The 18,716-nt window shown below is 58.9% G+C and carries 18 protein-coding genes, 1 pseudogene and 1 riboswitch; of the genes and pseudogenes, 5 read left to right on the forward strand and 14 right to left on the reverse strand.

Annotated elements, in window-relative coordinates:
* Positions 1-31 precede the first annotated feature (31 nt).
* Positions 32-523: a hypothetical protein gene (locus JMJ95_RS05670; protein WP_290683513.1), complete on the forward strand. Its 492-nt coding sequence runs from the start codon at positions 32-34 to the stop codon at positions 521-523.
* On the opposite strand, the gene truD is transcribed toward JMJ95_RS05670, so the two are convergent.
* From truD to JMJ95_RS05705, 7 genes are all read right to left on the reverse strand, one after another.
* Positions 505-1,683, reverse strand: coding sequence for a tRNA pseudouridine(13) synthase TruD (truD, locus tag JMJ95_RS05675; protein ID WP_290683514.1), 1,179 nt, complete (start codon positions 1,681-1,683; stop codon positions 505-507). The genes JMJ95_RS05670 and truD overlap by 19 nt on opposite strands.
* Positions 1,684-1,685: 2 nt before the next feature.
* The gene (locus JMJ95_RS05680; protein ID WP_290683515.1) at positions 1,686-2,180 is read right to left on the reverse strand and encodes a hypothetical protein; all 495 of its coding nucleotides are present in this window, start codon (positions 2,178-2,180) and stop codon (positions 1,686-1,688) included.
* The gene (locus JMJ95_RS05685) at positions 2,177-3,577 is read right to left on the reverse strand and encodes an NAD(P)/FAD-dependent oxidoreductase (protein WP_290683516.1); all 1,401 of its coding nucleotides are present in this window, start codon (positions 3,575-3,577) and stop codon (positions 2,177-2,179) included. Before JMJ95_RS05685 ends, JMJ95_RS05680 begins: the two co-directional genes overlap by 4 nt.
* Positions 3,578-3,638: 61 nt before the next feature.
* Positions 3,639-3,992, reverse strand: coding sequence for a hypothetical protein (locus JMJ95_RS05690; protein ID WP_290683517.1), 354 nt, complete (start codon positions 3,990-3,992; stop codon positions 3,639-3,641).
* A 9-nt stretch (positions 3,993-4,001) separates the two neighbouring features.
* Entirely contained in the window at positions 4,002-4,670 is a 669-nt protein-coding gene (locus JMJ95_RS05695; protein ID WP_290683518.1) for a deoxynucleoside kinase, read from the reverse strand.
* Between the two features lie 10 nt (positions 4,671-4,680).
* The gene (locus JMJ95_RS05700; protein ID WP_290683519.1) at positions 4,681-6,441 is read right to left on the reverse strand and encodes a diguanylate cyclase; all 1,761 of its coding nucleotides are present in this window, start codon (positions 6,439-6,441) and stop codon (positions 4,681-4,683) included.
* Positions 6,442-6,483: 42 nt separating this feature from the next.
* Positions 6,484-6,999, reverse strand: a complete 516-nt coding sequence (locus JMJ95_RS05705) for a DUF2179 domain-containing protein (RefSeq protein WP_290683520.1) — start codon at positions 6,997-6,999, stop codon at positions 6,484-6,486.
* Positions 7,000-7,184: 185 nt separating this feature from the next.
* Here JMJ95_RS05705 and JMJ95_RS05710 point away from each other — a divergent pair, with 185 nt between their 5' ends.
* Positions 7,185-7,496 (forward strand): hypothetical protein, encoded by a 312-nt coding sequence (locus JMJ95_RS05710; RefSeq protein WP_290683521.1) that lies wholly within the window; start codon positions 7,185-7,187, stop codon positions 7,494-7,496.
* Between the two features lie 145 nt (positions 7,497-7,641).
* On the opposite strand, the gene JMJ95_RS05715 is transcribed toward JMJ95_RS05710, so the two are convergent.
* From JMJ95_RS05715 to JMJ95_RS05725, 3 genes are all read right to left on the reverse strand, one after another.
* A complete protein-coding gene (locus JMJ95_RS05715; protein ID WP_290683522.1) occupies positions 7,642-8,589 on the reverse strand; it encodes a peptidyl-prolyl cis-trans isomerase in 948 nt (315 codons plus the stop codon).
* Positions 8,590-8,734: 145 nt separating this feature from the next.
* The gene (locus tag JMJ95_RS05720; protein WP_290683523.1) at positions 8,735-8,902 is read right to left on the reverse strand and encodes a hypothetical protein; all 168 of its coding nucleotides are present in this window, start codon (positions 8,900-8,902) and stop codon (positions 8,735-8,737) included.
* 440 nt (positions 8,903-9,342) lie between these two features.
* Complete coding sequence (locus JMJ95_RS05725; RefSeq protein WP_290683524.1) at positions 9,343-10,170, reverse strand: HesA/MoeB/ThiF family protein; 828 nt, start codon at positions 10,168-10,170, stop codon at positions 9,343-9,345.
* A 367-nt stretch (positions 10,171-10,537) separates the two neighbouring features.
* Positions 10,538-10,648, forward strand: a riboswitch (molybdenum cofactor riboswitch).
* Positions 10,649-10,721: 73 nt separating this feature from the next.
* On the opposite strand from JMJ95_RS05725, the gene JMJ95_RS05730 reads away from it, so the two are divergent.
* The 3 genes and pseudogenes from JMJ95_RS05730 (at position 10,722) to JMJ95_RS05740 (ending at position 14,405) form a co-directional block, all read left to right on the forward strand.
* Complete coding sequence (locus tag JMJ95_RS05730) at positions 10,722-12,521, forward strand: aldehyde ferredoxin oxidoreductase family protein (RefSeq protein ID WP_290683525.1); 1,800 nt, start codon at positions 10,722-10,724, stop codon at positions 12,519-12,521.
* Between the two features lie 519 nt (positions 12,522-13,040).
* Positions 13,041-13,313, forward strand: coding sequence for a MoaD family protein (locus tag JMJ95_RS05735; protein WP_290683526.1), 273 nt, complete (start codon positions 13,041-13,043; stop codon positions 13,311-13,313).
* Positions 13,314-13,796: 483 nt separating this feature from the next.
* Positions 13,797-14,405, forward strand: a pseudogene (locus JMJ95_RS05740) (alpha/beta hydrolase family protein).
* 64 nt (positions 14,406-14,469) lie between these two features.
* Here the strand turns inward: JMJ95_RS05740 and JMJ95_RS05745 are convergent.
* The 4 genes from JMJ95_RS05745 to JMJ95_RS05760 all read right to left on the reverse strand — a co-directional run bounded on the left by JMJ95_RS05745 (position 14,470) and on the right by JMJ95_RS05760 (position 18,700).
* Positions 14,470-14,994: a chromate transporter gene (locus JMJ95_RS05745; RefSeq protein ID WP_290683528.1), complete on the reverse strand. Its 525-nt coding sequence runs from the start codon at positions 14,992-14,994 to the stop codon at positions 14,470-14,472.
* Between the two features lie 58 nt (positions 14,995-15,052).
* On the reverse strand, positions 15,053-15,580 hold the full coding sequence (locus JMJ95_RS05750) for a chromate transporter (protein WP_290683530.1): 528 nt from the start codon (positions 15,578-15,580) through the stop codon (positions 15,053-15,055).
* Positions 15,581-16,053: 473 nt separating this feature from the next.
* Positions 16,054-16,968, reverse strand: coding sequence for an acetamidase/formamidase family protein (locus JMJ95_RS05755; RefSeq protein ID WP_290683531.1), 915 nt, complete (start codon positions 16,966-16,968; stop codon positions 16,054-16,056).
* Between the two features lie 115 nt (positions 16,969-17,083).
* Positions 17,084-18,700 (reverse strand): gamma-glutamyltransferase family protein, encoded by a 1,617-nt coding sequence (locus tag JMJ95_RS05760; RefSeq protein ID WP_290683532.1) that lies wholly within the window; start codon positions 18,698-18,700, stop codon positions 17,084-17,086.
* Between the last annotated feature and the right edge of the window lie 16 nt (positions 18,701-18,716).

Raw genomic sequence — 18,716 nt, forward strand, 5'->3', positions numbered from 1 at the left:
GGTGGGAAAGCCGGCCCTGGGGGCATCCTTCGTGGAGCTGAACGCCCCGTCGAAGTGGGACCCGAAGGCGAAGGTCCCTATCGTGGTCAAAAACGCCCTCCGGAGCAATCTCGAGGCGGTCATTCTGGAAAGGGACATCAACGCCGCCCTCAGCGGGTATGCCGGCAGCGACTGGAACAAAATTTCCGTGGACCTCAGGCCGGGAATCATCAGCGCCAGGGGATATTACCACGCAAAAAGCCCCGGCCTCACCCTCCTGGCGGAGGTGAAGACGGGGCTTGAGATACGGCAGGGCAAAGAACTCTGGCTGAAGGACGTGGAGCTGAAGATCAACCACGACGAGCAGACCGACGCCGTCAGGCAGGCCATACAGGGCCTTCAGCCCGTGGTGGACATCCGGAACTTCCCCTTTTTCGGTGACCCTCGCGGTGCTCTCGGTGGACGACCAGAAACTCAGACTCTCCACCCGCACGGCTCCGAAACCCTTCGGGGGATCCTCCTCCGCTACGTCCGGGGTTCCTGAACCCTTCCCACCGACTTCAGCAGCATGGTGGCATAGCTCCCCCTCGACAGGAAGAACCGGAGCCGAAGAGCGACTTTTCCAGGGAAGAGGGCATCCTCTTCCCTTTTCCATTCCATTTCTTCCGGTAGCACGGCGCACTGCCTCGGAAAAGAAGCGAAATAGGCCTGGGAGATCTCTTTCATGCGGAATTTGGATAGCCGCACCCCCCGCTCGCCCAGGAGGCGGTAAAAAACCCTCTCCAGATCGGGGGGAAGAGGAGGCATGTCCGGCCCCACGGTATGCAGGGGTTCCGACAGGAGCCTCCGCTGCAGTTCTTCCGGAAGACCGGCATACTGGTACACCTGCCCTGTCCTGAGCTCAACGGGGAAAAGCTCCCCGTCCTCCCCCTGGAGAAACCGGGAAAGGGTTTCATTCCAGAGAAAGCTCGAATAAGCGGAGAAATACATCCCCATCTCCTCGGCCGGTATGAGCCTGAGACAGGCAAGTACCCCGTCCCGCCCCTTCTTCTTCAGGAGGGCCAGCATCTTCTTCAGCAGGGGCTCCGTGCAGAGGGGCTCCATCTCCTCCCATTGCCCCCATTTCTCGGCGAGCAGGGCTTTCCGTTTTTTCAGGTAGGCCGGCGCCTCTGGGTGGCAGAAGGAGAAATACTTCCTGAGGGCGGCATCGAAGCGTCTCTTCACCAGCATCTCCCCGAAAAACTCGCCCTTGCTTCCCACGTTGCCGAACCGCTGGTCGTCGAAATAATTGGCGAATCCCCTTCGGGATACCTGTTCAAGCCTGATCTCAGCCCTTTCCGCTTCACGATCGCCCATGTCCCGGAGAACGAGAGAAAACCGGTTGCCCTTCAGCACGGCGGGCTCGAGCTGTTTCAGGCTGTACCCCGCGCTCCGGACGGAAAACCCCTCCCCCTCGCAGGCGAGGTCAAACTTCTCCGGGACGGAAAGAAACTGGACTGTCCTGGCGTGGCGGTCCTTTCTGCCGAGAGAGCGGATCTCACCGAGGGGCACTTTTTTCCGCGATGCCGCCTCACGGATGGCGTCGGATGTGTTCCATCCCTCCTTTTCCAGCAGGAATAGCCGGAAGGGCATTTCCTTTTTTGCCGGGGTGAAGTGGAGCACTTCCTCTACACAAAAATCGTCTGCCGTTGTTTTTATTCGCATATTTACCGTACCAATCCGGCGAACCCTTTCAGGTCCACCTTTCCGAGAAGCTTTTCGATTTCAGCCCCCGTCATTCCGTCTCCCCCGAGAAGAAGCCATCCTTTCCCGTCCAGGTCGACCCAGATAGTGGCGCCGCTTTCGTCCTTCAGTTCAACTTTCACTGCAGGAAACCCCCCAAGGGTCAGGAAGGAAAACACCGCCTCCTCCGTTTCAGCCCTTCCCGCCGCCCTGTCCTGCTCCAGCTCTTCAGGCAGGGGGCCAGCGGACGGGGCATCAGGGCCGGCGATCACCATGAACTGAAAAAAACGGTCCCCCTGGTAATAATCGGCGCCCACGGTGACAAAACCGTCCTCCGGCATGGAAAAGGGTGTTTCCATCTTCCACCCCTCGAACCGGGGAAGAGCTTTTCTAAGACTCTCCGTAGTCGGGGCAGCCAAAAGCCGTCCCGCGAACAGCAGCGCGAAGAGCAGGGCCGCCGCACACAGACATTTCCTCATAGTCCGTCATCTCCGCCCCATTGGCCGAGAATCGCCCGGGCGGCCACCACGCCGCTCGCTGCGGCCTGGATGATCCCCCGGCTAACCCCGGCGCCGTCTCCCGCCATGAACAGTCTCTCGATGACGGGAACCTGAAGATTTTTCCGCAGTTCCAGCCTCAGGGAATACAGCTTGATCTCCACGCCGTAGAGCAGCGTGTCGTTCTGGTTGACCCCCGGCATGATGGAGTTCAGGGCATCCAGGAACTCCACAATGTCAGTGAGATAGCGGTGAGGGAGGACAAGGCTCAGGTCGCCGGGCTGGGCGTTCGCCGTCGGGGTAATCATGCCCCTGTCGATCCGCGACTGGGTGGACCGCCTGCCGTTACGAAGATCGCCGAGCCTCTGCAGGAGGATGCCTCCCCCGGCGAGCATGTTCGCCAGCTTCGCCACGTGGGTCGCGTAACCTATGGGGTCGTTGAAGGGCTGGGTGAAGTTCTTCGTCACGAGAATGGCGAAGTTGGTGTTCCTCGACTTCACGTTTTTGAGACTGTGGCCGTTCACCGTCACCAGGTCGTGGGACTTGTTGTATTCGTACACCACGAATCCCGAGGGGTTCATGCAGAAGGTGCGGCACCGGTCATCGAAGGTGGGGGTGTTGTAAAGGCACTTGACCTCGTAGAAGTACTGGGTCAGGTCCTCGCAGACACTGTCGGGCACTTCTACGCGGACGCCTATATCAACGGGCATGGAGGCAATGGGAATCTTCAGCTTCTCCACAAGTCCCGCCAGCCACGACGCCCCTTCCCTGCCCGGGGCGGCGATGACGTACTCTCCCCGGCGTTCGGTTCCGTCGTCGAGGCGAATGCCCACGGCCCGACCGTTTTCGACGAGAACGTCCTCCACGAAGGTGTTCATGAGGATGTCGCATTTCTGCAGCAGATCCTCGTACATATTGTTGAGCACTTCCCGGGAGGCGTCCGTCCCGATGTGCCGTATCCTGGCGGGAAGAATCTTGAGCCCCACGCTGGATGCCTTCCGGATGGTGTCCTTTACTACGGGGCCCTTCGGTTCGTAGGAGTTGTTGTCGGCGCCGTACTCGACAAAGGTCTTGTCCACGTAGGAGATCATGTCGAGGAGAGCCTCTTCGCCGATGTTTTCCTCCAGGTTGCCGCCGAACCCCGTGGTCAGTGTCAGTTTCCCGTCCGACGCCGCCCCGGCTCCCCCCCAGCCCGACACGATGCTGCAGGACTCGCAGTTGAGGCAGGTCTTGCTCTTTCCCTCCATGATGGGGCACTTCCGCTCCCGGATCACCTGCCCCTTGTCGACGATCAGGACTTTCTTTCCGTGCCGCACAAGTTCCATGGCGGCGAAAATTCCGGCAGGGCCGGATCCGACGATTATGGCATCATATATCATAAGTTTTCCGCGCCCGTGGGCGCGCTGTTCCCTCCCGTCTGTCGTGTGCGAAGCCGCCGCACTACCGGCGTCCCTTCCGCTCTCTGCCGCCTCCGGACAATCCCCGCCTGAGCGCTTTCAGGGTTTCCAGGTCCTTCCCGGATGCCTTTTTCGACAACGAAGCGGATGTCTGGATGCGGTCCATCTTTACCAGCACTTCGATACTTTTTGCGTCAACGCCGAGTACCTCCGCCAATCTGGCAGAGGTTACCCTCCTGGGTTTTCCGTCGGCGGACGAATGGTCCCGAAGCCAGGTCCATGCCTGCCGGTAGAGCGCTTCCAGGTAATCGGCACAATCAGGACACAGAGGAGTCTTCTCTTCCTCCCCGCCGTCGAGATAGGCCTTGGAGCAATGCTCACAAATTTTCAGTGCCACGGACGCTCCTCACTCCTCTGATGTTCTTTTCTCTCCGGGCTGAGGCTTTTCCATGCCCAGCCGTTCTTTCACTTCTCCGACAAAACGGTCCACTCTCGAGGGCGTGGTGATGAACGCAGGGTCGGAGAGGTCCAGGGTCATGAGCCCTCCGTTGGAAAGCCCCGTCTCGGACCGGACGAACTCCCGGAAAGAGGAATAGGCATCGTAGAGGGATTTCCAGTAGGGTTCCCCCGCGGCAAGTTCATCCTCCCGCCCTCTGGCCCGTATCCGGCGCATTATCTCTTCGAAGGGGCAGGTGAGCACGATCATCAGCCGGGGCATGGCAAGGTGCTTCAGCAGCGAATCATAGAGCATGAGATACGTTCCGAACTGGCTGTCCCGGAAATAACCCAGCCGGTAGTACAACGTTGCGTATATTTTGTCGCCGAAGACACTCCGGTCAAGAATATAGTTCTCCGATTCGGAGGCGCATAGATACTGGGCAAACCTGGTGACAAGAAAATTCAGCTGCATGGGAAACGCCCACCGTCGCTCATGGTGGAACCTCCTGAGAAGATCGTACTGGTCCCGGAATTCCTCAGGCATGACCCGCAGGCCGAGACGATGGGAGAGCAGGTTGACCACGGTGGACTTCCCGCTTGCCGTCATTCCTTCGACAACCACCTGAACCCTTCCCATTTCTTCCACCTCAGGGAATGGGCGGGGCAAGAACGGCCCGGTTGCCGCCGGCCCTCTTCGCTTCCCTCAGGGCGATTCCGGCCCGTTTGAGGAAGGCTTCGTCGGACATCCCCCTGCGGTATTCGCACACACCAAAGCTGCAGAACACCCCGCGCCCCGTAAAGAAACGGGAATGGCAGATCATGTCCCGTATCTTGTCCGCCATCTGGTGGGCCAGGTAGCCGCTCATGGGCGTAAGGACGGCGAATTCGCCGCCGCTGAGCCGGGCGAAATGATCAGTCGGGCGGATACGGCCTTTCACCGCGGCGCAGAAATCCCGGAGGAACTTTTTCCCCGCATCCTCCCCCACTTCCTCCATCAGTTCCCGAAATCCGTCGATATCCATCAGGATAACGGAGAGGCTTCCCCGGTATCTGCCGGTTTTGTCCTTCTCGGCTGAAAGGATCCTTCCGAACTCTTCCCTGTCTGGCAGACCAAGGAGATCGTCGGCGCCTCCGTCCCTCTCCTGAGGAGAGTTCTCCCCGAAGGTCTCCGGGGTGGTCGGTGCCTCAACCGCAGGCACGGTCCTTTCTTGGAGGGACAGGAGAAGAACCTGCCTGCCGACCCGCTCGAGGGGAATGGCGGATAGAAGGACAGGAACGGCTTCGCCGGAGGGAAGTGTAATGGACTGCTTCATCTCCCGGACCGAGCCGTTTTCGCCGATTCCCGAGAAAAGAGCGTTTTTTAATGATCCGAAGGGAAGGAGTCCCAGATCATCCAAGGTCTTCCCTTCAGGTCGTTCCCCCGAAAGGCCCGTTCTTTGCAGGAACGCCCTGTTACATTCGATGATCCGGCCCTCGTCCCTGCTGACGATGACACCAAGGTCGGACACAAGGGAAAACAGTCTGCGAAATTGCTCCTCTACGGCGCGGATTTTTCGCTCTGCAGCCCGTTGCCCGGTTTTTTCGCAGAGCACGAGGGAAACGCCCGAGATCTGCCCCTCAGGTGAAAAAACCGGGGCAAAGGAAATGGAAAAAAACCTGTCGCCCGCTTCCTGCCCTATTTCAGCGCATTCACCGGAAAGAGCCTTTTCCACGGCCAGGCGGAAGGGGAGCCCCCTATCCCCTTCGGGAAGGAGATCCAACATGGAGCGCCCCGCTTCGGGGGGCTCTTTCCACATGGGAGCGGCCTCTCTCCGAAAGCCTTCGGTCATGAACTGCAGGACGCAGTTCTTGTCCGTGACCGCAGCCAGCAGGTTTTCCGCGGAACAGGGGAATCCGGCCGAAAGGCCTGTTTCTTCTGCGGCATCATTTTGTCCCGGGGCCGGAATCTCGCACCCCACGGCGAGCATGGAGGGTTCACCCTTGTATTCCACCGGGGTAACCGCCATATCGAGCCATTTTTCCGTGCCTCCCTCGGAAACCACGGGGAAGGACCCGCGCCTTTCCCAGAGTTCGGGTCCGTCGCACTGCTCCAGGAGTCTTTCCGCCTCGGCGCAGTATCCCGGGGCCACGTAGTCCGTCAGGAGGAATCTCTGCCTCTCCCTGAGGGAAAACCCGAAGAAGGCTTCTGCTCTGCCGTTCAGGTAGGTCACTCTTCCTCCCGAGAAGATCATCAGTATAAAAATCGGGTTTTCCGAAAGGGCGAGGTACCGGCGCTCCATATCACGCAGAGCCGCTTCCTCCCTCTTCCATCTGGCGGCGTCTTTCTCGAGCCGGATGGTTTTCTTGATCAGGAAGTTGATTTTATCGGTTCCTTCATTGCCGAGGGGCTTTTCGAAATTCTCGCTCATCGGGTTTTATTTACCCCTTCCTTCCAAGGATGCACCTTGAAATCACTTCCGCTGCATACGAAAATACCCGCCCGTACAGCCCTTGACGTCCGTGATGCAGATGAATCCCCTGTTTTTTGTGTGGGCCCTTATGACGGGGATGTCGCTTCGCCTGCAGATTATCTTGATGATCGTCCTCACGCCGCTCCTCCCCTGGCCGTACAACACCGTGGCTCCATAGCCGTCCTCCCGGATGTTTTCTATCATTTCCTGTGTCTCCGGGGTCCTGTCCATTATGAGCTCAAGAAGGACATAGGCATTGAGCAGACGTTCCTCCACCAGGGATCCTATAAAATTCCCCGCAGAGAATCCTCCGCAGTAAACCACCATCTGAATCAGGTTCATTTCCCTTCCTCCGCCGAGGATCTGGCCCAGAGCCGTCAGGTACACCATTACTTCCACGAAACCGATGGCGGCAGCAAGAGCTCTTTTTCCCCGCACGAGAAACAGGATGCGGACAGTTCCGCAGCTCACATCCACGATCCGGGCGCAGAAAATGAAAAGCAGCCCTAGGTCCATTGTGTCCGTCCGCAATGACGTATTTTCTTCATTGAAAAACCTCCTTGCAAAACATCCATATTATCCTACCATAGAGCGAAAAAAGAAAAAGGGGCCTGATACGGAAAGGGCGGCGCTATCATACAAGAGAACATATCCTTCATCAGGGCGGAAGGCAATCACCCCCGGGGGGAGGGTGACGGGCAATGAACAAGGACCGGACGGCCATTCTTCTTGAAGCGCCGCCTTTCTTTCCTTGGAAAGAAAGGCGGCGCTTGGTAACCGAAGTGAGGTACAGGGCCTACCTCGACGCCCTTACCACAGGGCTCCCCCGACAAGGATCTCTTCTCCGCCCGTCTCCAGGAGACCTCTACAGGAACGAAGCCGTGGGGGATCTCGCGGCCCCCATCCTCCGGAGGGCTTCGAAAAAAGTGCTCCGTGCCGGAAAGGAGATTTCCGTGACCGCCGGCATCAGCCTCTCTTCCCTGACGACGGCCCCTCTGTCCAGGACCTCATGAAACACGCCGATGCGGCCATGTACACCGCCAAGGGCCTGTCCAAAAACAGGCTCGCTTTCAGGACGAGCCTCTCCCTGACCCAAAAAAGGGGAAGGCCCGTCAGGGGCTTCCCCTTTGAGTGTTTTCCGCAGCCCCGGAAAACCTACTACTTGCCGGTTTCCCCGACTGTATCTTCCTTCACTTCTTCCTTCGGTTCTTCCTTCTTTTCCCCGATGATCTCGACCTTGTACTTTTCCCTCAGCCTGGCAAGCTCTTCCTGGTATATCTTACCTTTTTTATCGTTTTCAAGAGCCTCTACGATTTCTTCCCTGACCTCGTCCAGGGGGCGGACCGAGGCTTCCTTTCTCTCTGTGAGCTTGATCAGGTGAAGGCCAAACTTGGTTTTCACAGGCTCCGCGGAAACATCGCCCACCTTCAGGGCGAAAGCGGCATCCTCGAACTCCTTGACCATTTGGCCTCTGGAGAAGTAGCCCAGATCTCCGCCCTGATCCTTCGACGGGCTGATGGAATGCTTTTTCGCCGCATCTTCGAAGGACATGCCCGCTTTCAGGTCTTCCCTGACTTTCTCCATTTCCACATCACCGCTCACGAGAATATGGGAGGCTCTCACGCTCTCGGGAACGGTGAAGTTCTCCGTGTTCTTTTCATAGAACTCGGCGATCTCTTCAGGAGTGACCTTCACGTCCTTCATCACCCTGTCGACGGCGAACCTGCGGATGATGTCCTTTTTCACGTTTTCCAGCATCTCAACGAAACCGGGGTCCTTCTCCACCTCGAGTTCCCTGCCGAGAAGAAGAAAAAGCTCCATGTTGACCATTTCCTCGACAATGGCCCGGTGCCCCATCTCGTTGTCGTACATGGCGGCTCTCTGGGGATCAAGCCTGCCCAGAATTTCCCTCACGTCCTTCAGCCGGATTTCCGTCTCACCCACCCGGGCCATGACTGTCTCGGGATCGACAGGAGCCTTGACTTCGGGAGCCGGGGCCTTGATTTCGGGAGCCGGGTCGTCAATCTTCGCCGTTTCAGCGCCGGCGGCAAAGGCGAGAAGAAGCAGGACAAGCAGTGCGGAACTCAGAGTACGAAATACTTTCATAAAAATTCCTCCTTGGATGATGAACATAGTGAACAGCGTCAAAACTGGAAAAGTGTATCACAAGCGGGTGGGAAAAAAACGGCAGAAATGCTGAACCTCCCCTTCCGAGGCACCCCTCGGCATGGGAAAGCAGAAATCGCCGGAATCAGGGGTTTCCCAAAGACCACCCCAAGATGGCGATAGTCCCTGCCCCCACGATATCAATAACACCCTTGAGGGGACTCCCCAGCCGGATTCTTCTGAACCCGAGCAGAACCAGCACAGCGGAGCAACCGTACAAAATCAGGGGAGCCACGGAATGGGCAAAAAACATTCTCTATCGTCCTCCTTCGGTTGGCCTTCATATTGACTCCGGCCCGAAGGATTGTCAATACCGTGAAAAGCCTAAATCCGCACCCCAGCGGGGAGTGTCACCAGTGCTCGCTTGGGCCGCCGGATGCGGCTCCGGACCTCCAGGGAGGAAACAACCCAGGAAGAAGTGGACGCCTTCTTCGGAAGCGGCCGCCAAACATCCGGCAGCTTCACGGCGCGGAGATACCTCGAATACCTCGCCGGGAAGGGGGGTGGCGTAAATCAGTTTCGATTGCCGCACCAGCGGACGGCCCCTGCCGGTCTCGAACAAGCCATGAAAGAGGCGGCAAAAAACATGGCTCCTGAAGGACTCCTATTTTTCTCTACGCCCACATTTCCGAGGTGGACCGCCTCCTCCCCCCGACATACAAAAGGAATGGGGCCCCGGAAGTTTCCCGCCCCCTAGCGGAGCCTCAGACGGGTAAACTCGTCATCAGCGAGGTCGATCCACAGGAGCTGCTCCGAAAGAACCGTTCCCTTCCCCGTGAGGAGCTTCACAGCCTGTGCACACTCAAGGGCCGCCACAAGCGCCGGGGTGAAGGGAGGATTGCCTGTTTCCGTCTCGACACCCGTATCCGATTCGCCCGCCAGGTAGCCGGTAAGCGTCTCGTCCCCCGGGAGCACGACGCCCACCTGGCCCCAGAACCCCGCGATGGCTCCGGAAACCAGAGGAATCCCCCGGGAAGCGCACTCCGCAAACAGCACCCTCCGGGATGTGAGGCTGTCGAGACAGTCCACCGCCAGATCCACGCCTTCGAGAATTCCCCCCGCCGTAAAGGAGTCGAAGCGGCACTGCCTTCCCTCGACATCCACGGCGCCGTTGATTTCCATGGCCCGTGCCGCCGCTGTCCTTGCCTTTGACTTCCCGAGCAGTTCTTCCGTTGCAAGGAGCTGCCGGTTCAGGTTCGTTTCGTCGAAAACATCGCCGTCCACAAACACGAGGCGACCCACCCCCGCCCGGGCCAGCAGGTCACCCACGAGCCCGCCCAAACCTCCGCAGCCGATGACGGCCACGCAGGACGAGAGCAGGCGAAGCTGACCATCGGGACCAATCGTTCCCATGCTCCGGATGTACCTCGACGGAACGTAGCCGTTTTCGAGACAATAAATCTCAGCTTCGGCGGGGGACAGACCTTCCATGGCAGCGGCCTTCCTGAGCTCGAGAAAGGAGACCATTTTCCAGGAACCGACCGCTTCTGCGGAATACGCCACTGTATCAAACCAGCTCACCGGAACTCACCTCCGTTTCTGGAATTATACAGGAAAGATTACCCTAAATCCGCACCTCAGCGGGGAGCGTTACCGGGGGCCCCTTGGGCGGAAAGTGCGGATTGTCGTCCGTGACAACTGCCCGGGCGCGTCCCGCGGCTCCCTGCGTTCGCCTGCTGCCTGCCTGTGAAACCGACATCCGTGTCGGTTTCACTCACCTCGGGCGCCCCCCCAGGGGATAATCTCTTCGCCCCCGGGGAGGGCGAATTCACCGTATGCCCGGCTACGCTCCCTCTCCCTGAAAAACTAACGGATTTAGGAATACAATAATTGACAGAATTCACGAATTGGTATAAAAAGTAACAGGGAGAGCAGAATTATTCCCCGAAAAAGAATAGGCCTTCGACCTGCACAGTCTCACGAAGATTCTGCAGGCACTGGGTCCGGAAAGCGATTTCCAGACCTGCCGAGTTTGCAAAGGAGGATCAGCCGGCTTCAGCCGGTGGTCCTCCTTTTTTCATTTCAGCCTTTTCAAAACACAGGAAGCACAAAATCAAGGAGGCGAAGAGATTATGGACAAGTTCGGCAAAGTACTGCGCATCAATCTCTCCAACGGAACCGTCGCGAGGGAGGAGCTCTGCGAAAAGACTCTGAAGGACTACATCGGGGGCCGAGGATACGCCACGAAGGTGCTTTACGATGAGCTCCCCATCGGCACTGATCCTCTCTCCCCCGAGAACAAGCTCATTTTCGCCAACGGCCCCCTTACCGGCAAGGGAGCTCCCTCCGCCGGACGGTACATGGTCATCACCAAGAGCCCTCTCACGGGATACATCGCGAGCAGCAACTCCGGCGGATTCTGGGGAGCCGAGCTCGCCAGGGCGGGCTGGTTCATGATCATTCTTGAGGGCAAGGCCCCCAAACCCACCTACATCTGGATCAACGACGACAAGGTGGAGCTTCGGGACGCCGCCGCCGTCTGGGGCAAGGATAGCCACAAGGCCACCGATGCCCTTCTCGAGGCCGTGGGTGATCCCAAGGCGAAGGTCACCTGCATCGGCCCTGCCGGTGAAAGGCTCTCGAAGATCGCAGCCGTCATGAACGACAAGAACCGTGCTGCCGGCCGCAGCGGCGTCGGTGCCGTCATGGGCTCCAAGAACCTCAAGGCGATCGTGGTCAGGGGCAGCGCCCGTCCGTACGTTGAAAACCAGGACGAGATGAAGGCCGTCCTCGCCGGGGCCATGGAAAAACTGAAGACCAACCCCGTCACGAGCCAGGGCCTTCCCACCTATGGAACGGCAGTCCTCGTGAACATCATCAACCAGCTCGGCGCTTACCCCAAGAACAATTGGCAGGGAGCCTACTTCCCCGAGGCGGACATCCAGTCCGGCGAAACTCTCGCCAAGAACTTCCTCACCAAGAGATACTCCTGTTTCGGCTGCCCCATCGGCTGCGGCCGGGTCACCAAGGTCGGAGACCGCGAAGGTGAAGGGCCTGAGTACGAGACCATCTTCGCCTTCGGCGTCTGCTGCGGCGTCAAACGGCTCGAACCCATCATCGAGGCCAACTATCTCTGCAACGAATACGGCCTCGACACCATCAGCGCGGGCGTCACCATCGCCGCCGCCATGGAGCTCTACGAAAAGGGATTGATCAAAAAGGAAGAACTGGAAGGCGGCCCCGAACTTCGCTTCGGCAACGAAGACGCCGTCACCTACTGGACGAAAAAGATGGGTCTCGTGGAAGGGCTCGGCAAGAAACTCGCCGAGGGCTCCTACAGGCTGTGCGAAATGTACGGCCATCCCGAGTTCTCCATGACGGTCAAGAAGCAGGAGATGCCCGCCTATGACGGACGGGTCATCCAGGGAATCGGCCTGAACTACGCTACGTCAAACCGGGGCGGATGCCACGTGAGAGGCTACACCATTTCCCTCGAAGTCCTCGGCCTGCCCGAGAAACTCGACCCGGTGGACATCAGCACGAAACCCACGTGGGTCATGATTTTCCAGAACCTCTCAGCGGCCATCGACGCTTCCGGCGTATGTCTCTTCACCTCCTTCGCCCTCGGAGCGGACGATTACGCAGCGTTCCTCAAGGCAGCCACTGGTTTCGATTATGACGGCACCGCGGTCCTGCAGGCAGGAGACCGCATCTGGAACATCGAACGGATGTTCAACCTCCGGGAAGGCCTCGATCCTGCGAAGGAAGACACCCTGCCCGACAGGCTGCTGAAAGAACCCGTTCCCGACGGCCCCGCAAAGGGAATGCTCAGCCGCCTTCCCGAAATGATGCCCGAGTATTATAAGGCCCGCGGATGGGATGAAAAGGGCGTTCCCACCGATGCCAAGCTCCAGGAACTGGGACTGAGGTAAGACCGGCTGACAGGGGGCTCTCCCACGGAACCGGGGGAACCCCCTGAATCCGCTAATTTTTCAGGCAGAGGGAGCGTCGCCGGGCATACGGTGAATTCGCCCTCCCCAGGGGCGAAGAGATCTCGCTCCGCGCTCCTTGCGGAGAGGCCCCTGGGGGAGGGCGCCTGAGGTGAGAGAAACCGACACGGATGTCGGTTTCACAGGCAGGCAGCCGGCGAAAGCAGGGAGCCGCGGAACTCGCTTGGGCAGTTGTCAAAGGCGACAATCTGCACCCCCCGCCCAAGCGAGTTCCGGTGACGCTCCCGCTGAGGTGCGGATTCAGGTCTTCATTTCAATGTGGATTTTTTCGCCTTTTCAGTTATAATGATCGTACCTCTCTGGTGACGGGTTGTGCCTTCCTAAACACTACCTTACCACTGTTCTCCGAACAGTCCAGAGAGGTTTTTTATTTTTTAGGGTGCGGATTCAGGGGGCCCTTTCACTCTTGTAAAACCCTCCGTTTTCGGATATCATGCACCCATGATAAAGGTATTGTTTTTTGCCACCATCCGGGATCTCACCCGGGAAAAAGAAACCATGGCAGAAGGTGCCGATACCGTCATGGAACTCCTTCTTCAGCTATCCGACCGCTACGGGCGGGAGTTCCGGGAAGAAGCCCTTGACGGGGAGGCGGTCTCCGACAGAATTATCGTTCTTGTCAACGGGCGGAATATCGCCCACACCGGGGGAGGAGAAACCCGCCTCGCCGAAGGGGACACCGTAGCCATCTTCCCCATCATCGGGGGGGGCTAGCTCTCCCGCTTTGCCGGCGTAACAACCTGCCGGAACCACCCTGCAAAGGAGAAAACCAGGTGAAAAGGCCCGTCGAGCTTACCGATCTCCTGCGGTACCGCATTTTTTTTGTGCCCGAATTTTCCCCTGACGGCAGCACCGTCTGCTTTTTCGTCCACCAGGCCGACTAAGACAACAACGGCTACACGTCCAATCTCTGGATGTACGACCTTGTTTCAGACTCCCTCCGGCAACTGACGTCCTCGGGCAGGGAGAAAGCCTTCGAGTGGATGCCCGACGGTCGTTCAGTCCTCTTCTCCAGCGGCCGGAACGATGCGAAAAGACGGAAACGGCCCTCTACGTCATCGACATCTCCGGCGGAGAGGCTGCGCACCTCCGCACCCTGCCGAGAGCCCTGTCCTCCCTCTCCCCCCTGGCCGACGGTTCCCAGATCGCCCTGGGCGTGGACGCCCCCCTTCGAGAACCCCTACGATGCGGACATGCATGCTGTTCTTCGACCAGGTCCCCTTCTGCTCCAACGGCAAGGGCAACGGCTTCGACGACATCAGGGGAAAATACGGTACCGTGGACTACGACGACCTTATGACCTTTACCGACTGGATCGTGGACAACATACCCTTCGTGGACGGAGAAAAACTTGCAGTTACAGGCGGATCCTACAGAGGCTACATGACAAATTGGATCATCGGCCACACGGACCGCTTCAAGGCCGCCGTCTCCCAGAGGAGCATCAGCAACTGGATCTCCAAGATGGGCATCTCCGACATCGGATACTACTTCGTTCCCGACCAGCAAGGGGCCGATATCTGAAGCGACCATGAAAAACTCCGGCGGCACTCGCCCCTGAAATACGCCGACCGGGCGAAGACCCCTACCCTCTTCATCCATTCCGAGGAGGGCCACCGGTGCGAACTCACCCAGGGACTCCAGATGTTCACCGCCCTCAAGCTCCACGGCGTGGAGACGCAAATCTGCGTCTTCCGGGGCGAAAACCACGAGCTCAGCCGGAGCGGCCGTCCGAGACCAAGGCTCACCCGCCTGAGGAAGATGACGGAGTGGTTCGACCGGTTCCTCACCACCGGCGAAGAATAGCAAAAAGGGGCAGTCTCCCGAAAAACGGGCCCGCCCCTTTTGTCCCTTCAGACCTCCGCTGCGGCTACAACCCGAGCAGGGCCCCCGCCACTGCCCCCGCCACCACGAACAGGGCGGGGTGGATCTTCGTGAAAATCATCAGAAGCAGGGTCACCCCTCCGATGATCCACGTCAAAACCCCCGTCAGGGAACCGAAGGACATGTCGTAGGCTGCATAGGCGAGCAGGGCCACCACCACTGGACGGAGCCCTCTCAGCATGCTCGTGACCCTAGGGTTGCCGCTGATCATGGCCACAAACCTCAGGAGCAGGATCAGGACGATGACGCTCGGAAGCACCGTCCCCGCCAGGGCGGCAAGGGCTCCGAGGACCCCGTCCACGCCATATCCTATCACCACCGCCAATTTTGTCGCTATGGGGCCCGGGAGGGCATTCCCTATGGCCAGTATATCCACAAAGTCGGTGACGGACATCCACTGCTGGATGTTCACCACTTCCTCCTTGATGAGGGGCACCATGGACGGTCCTCCGCCATACCCCACACACCCTATTTTGAGAAAAGACCAGAACAACGCCAGGACCGCGTTCATCTCACACTCTCCCCTTCCGGGCAGGCATTCCCTTGCCGGCAACCATCTCGACCCGCCCCTACAGCTTCAGCGCGATGCCCGCCACGGCCCCGGCCACGATGATCAGGGCGGGGTGAAGGGGCGTAAAAATCATGACTGCCAGGGAAACCGCGCAGATCACCCACGTGGTCCTGTTTTTCAGGGCGTTCGGCCCCATATCCCAGGCAGCATAGGCGAGCATGGCCACCACCACTGGACGGAGGCCCCTCAGCATGCTCGTCACCAGGGGGTTGTCCTTCACAAGGGAGACAAACCCCACCAGAACCAGCAGGGCCAGGGCACTCGGAAGAATGATGCCTGCAATAGCCACCAGGGCACCAGCCCACCCGGCCTTACGGTAGCCGATAGCGGCGGCCATCTTGGTGATGATGGGCCCGGGAAGAGCATTGCCTATGGCCAGGGCATCCATGAAATCCTCCGTGCCGATCCATTTCCGGCGCTCGATCACCTCGGCCTTCAGCAAAGGCACCATGGACGGGCCTCCTCCGTAGGCTACGGACCCGGTCTTCGCAAAGGACACGAAAAGGGCCAGAAGATCCTTTCCCAAAACAACTCCTCCTTCATTCCATTTCCTGATGTACGGCAAAAATGTTCCTGCGAAGAAGCCTTCGCAGGAACGGCGACTCTCTCGGAACATCTCCCGTGTACTGTGCATTTTCGATTTTAGACGATCCTCCGGCATTTTTCAATCGGAAGGGTCTTCCCCTAAATCCGCTCCCCAGCGGGGAGCGTCACCGGAACTCGCTTGGGCGGGGGGTGCGGATTGTCGTTCGTGACAACTGCCCAAGCGAGTCCCGCGGCTCCCCGCGTTCGCCGGTTGCCTGCTTGTGAAACCGACATCCGTGTCGGTTTCTCTCACCTCAGGCGCCCTCCCCCCAGGGGATAATCTCTTCGCCCCTGGGGAGGGCGAATTCACCGTATGCCCGGCGGCACTCCCTCTGCCTGAAACATTTGCTGATTCAGGTCTTCTTGGTGACCCCGGGTCTGGAAATCACCCGGGAAGAGGGTTCCCGGCCGGCTTCACCAGTCCGAAAGAGCGGCCTTCGCTTTTTCCCAGGGCAGGACCGACAGGGGCATGACCGCCCGGACAGTCTTCTTCGGGTCCACCACCTGGCCGATCCTCAGGTCCATGGAAAGGGAACAGAGAATCAGGGCATCCTCGAAGGGAATGCCCAGGCCCTTCCGCACCAGGTCCGTCATGACTTCGCTCGCCGAGGCCACGGCCTGGTCCAGGGTATCTTCCGAGGCGATAACCATGATCTCCTTCTCCGTCACTGCCAAAGGCCACGGAGAAGAAGCCCCTTTCACCAGGTCCAGTTTCACCGTGACTTTCGCAGGAACTTCCGCCCCCGAGCATCCGATTTCTCCGTCCCCCATCACCGCGTGGCAGTCCCCCAGAGCCAGCATGGCTCCCTCCCGGCGCACGGAGAACCAGACGGTCGTTCCCCTGCGGATGTCGGAAGTGTCCATGTTTCCTCCATGGGCCCCGGGTGTCCCCGTGGGAAAGGTTCCTTCTTCCGGGGCCACCCCGATGACACCGATCATGGGCTTCAGTGGCAGGGTGATGCCGGCGAAGGTACAGGTACCCTTCTCCGCATCGATCATGACGGTTCTCGTCACGGGAGCCCCGACCCTGCCCGGAAGAACCCCTGCCCCTGGAACCACGACGGAGACGGCCTGTTTCCCGACCTCGACGTCTTCGATCGTCACTCCGAGAAGATCTCCCTTCCCTGCACCCGATACTGCCACGGGCCCGGTGGCGGGATTAACGTAGTCGAAGTTGATTTCCGTGCACAGGTCTTTTTCCGATCTGATCTGCCCCGCAAAACAGTCGTCCGTCTCGAAGAGAATCCGGTCCCCGGGAGAAATCTCCAGAACAGGCTCCATCTCGGGGAAAAATGCGTAAACGTGATGGTCCGAACTGATCATTTTCATGGGCTTTTCCTCCAGTTCCCCTATAATCCCTTTTTTTCAAAATATCCGAATCAAGAGTACCATATTTTAAACAGGGGGCAATCGCAACACGAACGCCCCCTTTTTTCCGGACGATCTACCAGGCAGCCACGTTTCCGTCAGTTCTCGGCTCCGTCGCACCTGCGTAGGACCCTTCGTCCGTTTTCCAGATGATCTCCCCCCGCCCGAAATCGTTGGACGTCACTTCGGGAACGATCTCGTGGCCCATGGCAGCCAGTTTCAACGCCTCCGGAGCAGGGAATCCCGGCTCGACGATGACCTTCATTCCGCCTGTCCACTGCCACCTGGGGGCATCCAGGGCTTCCTGGGGATTCATCCCGAAATCGACCACGTTCGATATCACCTGGAGGTGTCCCTGGGGCTGCATGAAGCCCCCCATGACACCGAAGGGCCCCACGGGTTTCCCGTTCTTTGTCAGGAACGCGGGGATAATTGTGTTGTAGGGCCGCTTGCGGCCGGCGATGACGTTGGGGTGGGACGCATCCATGGTGAAACATGCCCCCCTGTTATTGAAAGCAATGCCGGTTCCCGGACATACGACCCCTGAACCGAAGCCCATGTAGTTGCTCTGGATGAAGGAGACCATGGTACCATCCTCGTCGGCGGCAGCGAAATACACCGTACCCCCCCGCATGGGATCCCCTGCCCTGAAGTCGGTTGCCTTTTCAGCAATGAGCTTTCTCCGGGCATCGGCGTAGTTCTCGCTGATCATCTCCCTGACGGGAACGGCACTGAAGCGCTGGTCCGCCACATATCTGTGTACATCAGCGAAAGCGAGTTTGATCGCTTCGATTTGCTTGTGGTAGGTATCCGCTGAATCTCTCTCGCGGAGTTCCAGCCCCTTGAGAATGTTGAGCGCCATCAGGGCGCAGATTCCCTGGCCGTTAGGGGGAATCTCCCACACGTCGTATCCCTTGTAGTTTATGCTGATGGGTTCCACCCATTCCGGAGCAAAAGCGGCGAAATCCTCCATCGTGAAGAAACCGCCTGTTTTCTCTGCGAAGGCCACGATTTTCTCTCCCAGGGCCCCCCTGTACAGGGCATCCCCCATGGAATCGGCAATGGCTTCCAGGGTGGACGCATGCCCTTCGGACCGAAAAATTTCGCCCGCCCTGGGCGCGCGGCCCTTTGGAGCGAACGTCTGAACCCATCCTACGAACTCGGGCGACTCCATGACACTATATTTCTGATACGCTTTTTCCCAGTTGTAGGCCGTGGTCACGGAAACGGCATATCCTTTCCGAGCATAATCGATGGCCGGAGCAAAGACCTCCTTCAAGGAAAGTCTTCCCATTTTTTTCGAGAGTTCGCACCACGCGGCTACGGCTCCAGGTACGGTGGCCGCCGCCCAGCCAAAGGTTGGAACCTTCTCCCAGCCCCGGGACCTGTACGACTCCACCGACCAGCTCTTCGGGGCAAAGCCGCTCCCGTTTATTCCATGTAGCCTGCCGTCTCTCCAGATCAGGGCGAAGGCATCACTGCCCAGACCGTTTCCGGTAGGCTCAACCACAGTCAGTGCCGCGGCTGTGGCTAGAGCGGCATCAACCGCGTTTCCGCCCTTCTTGAGAACATCCAGACCCGCCTGGGCTGCAAGGGGCTGGGAAGCCGCCACCATTCCCCTGGAACCGTACACAACGTTCCTGTGGGACGGATACCGATAATGATGGGGATCAAATGAAAGCACATCACTCATAGTATTCACCTCTCTG

Source organism: Aminivibrio sp. (assembly GCF_016756745.1).
Lineage (GTDB): Bacteria > Synergistota > Synergistia > Synergistales > Aminobacteriaceae > Aminivibrio.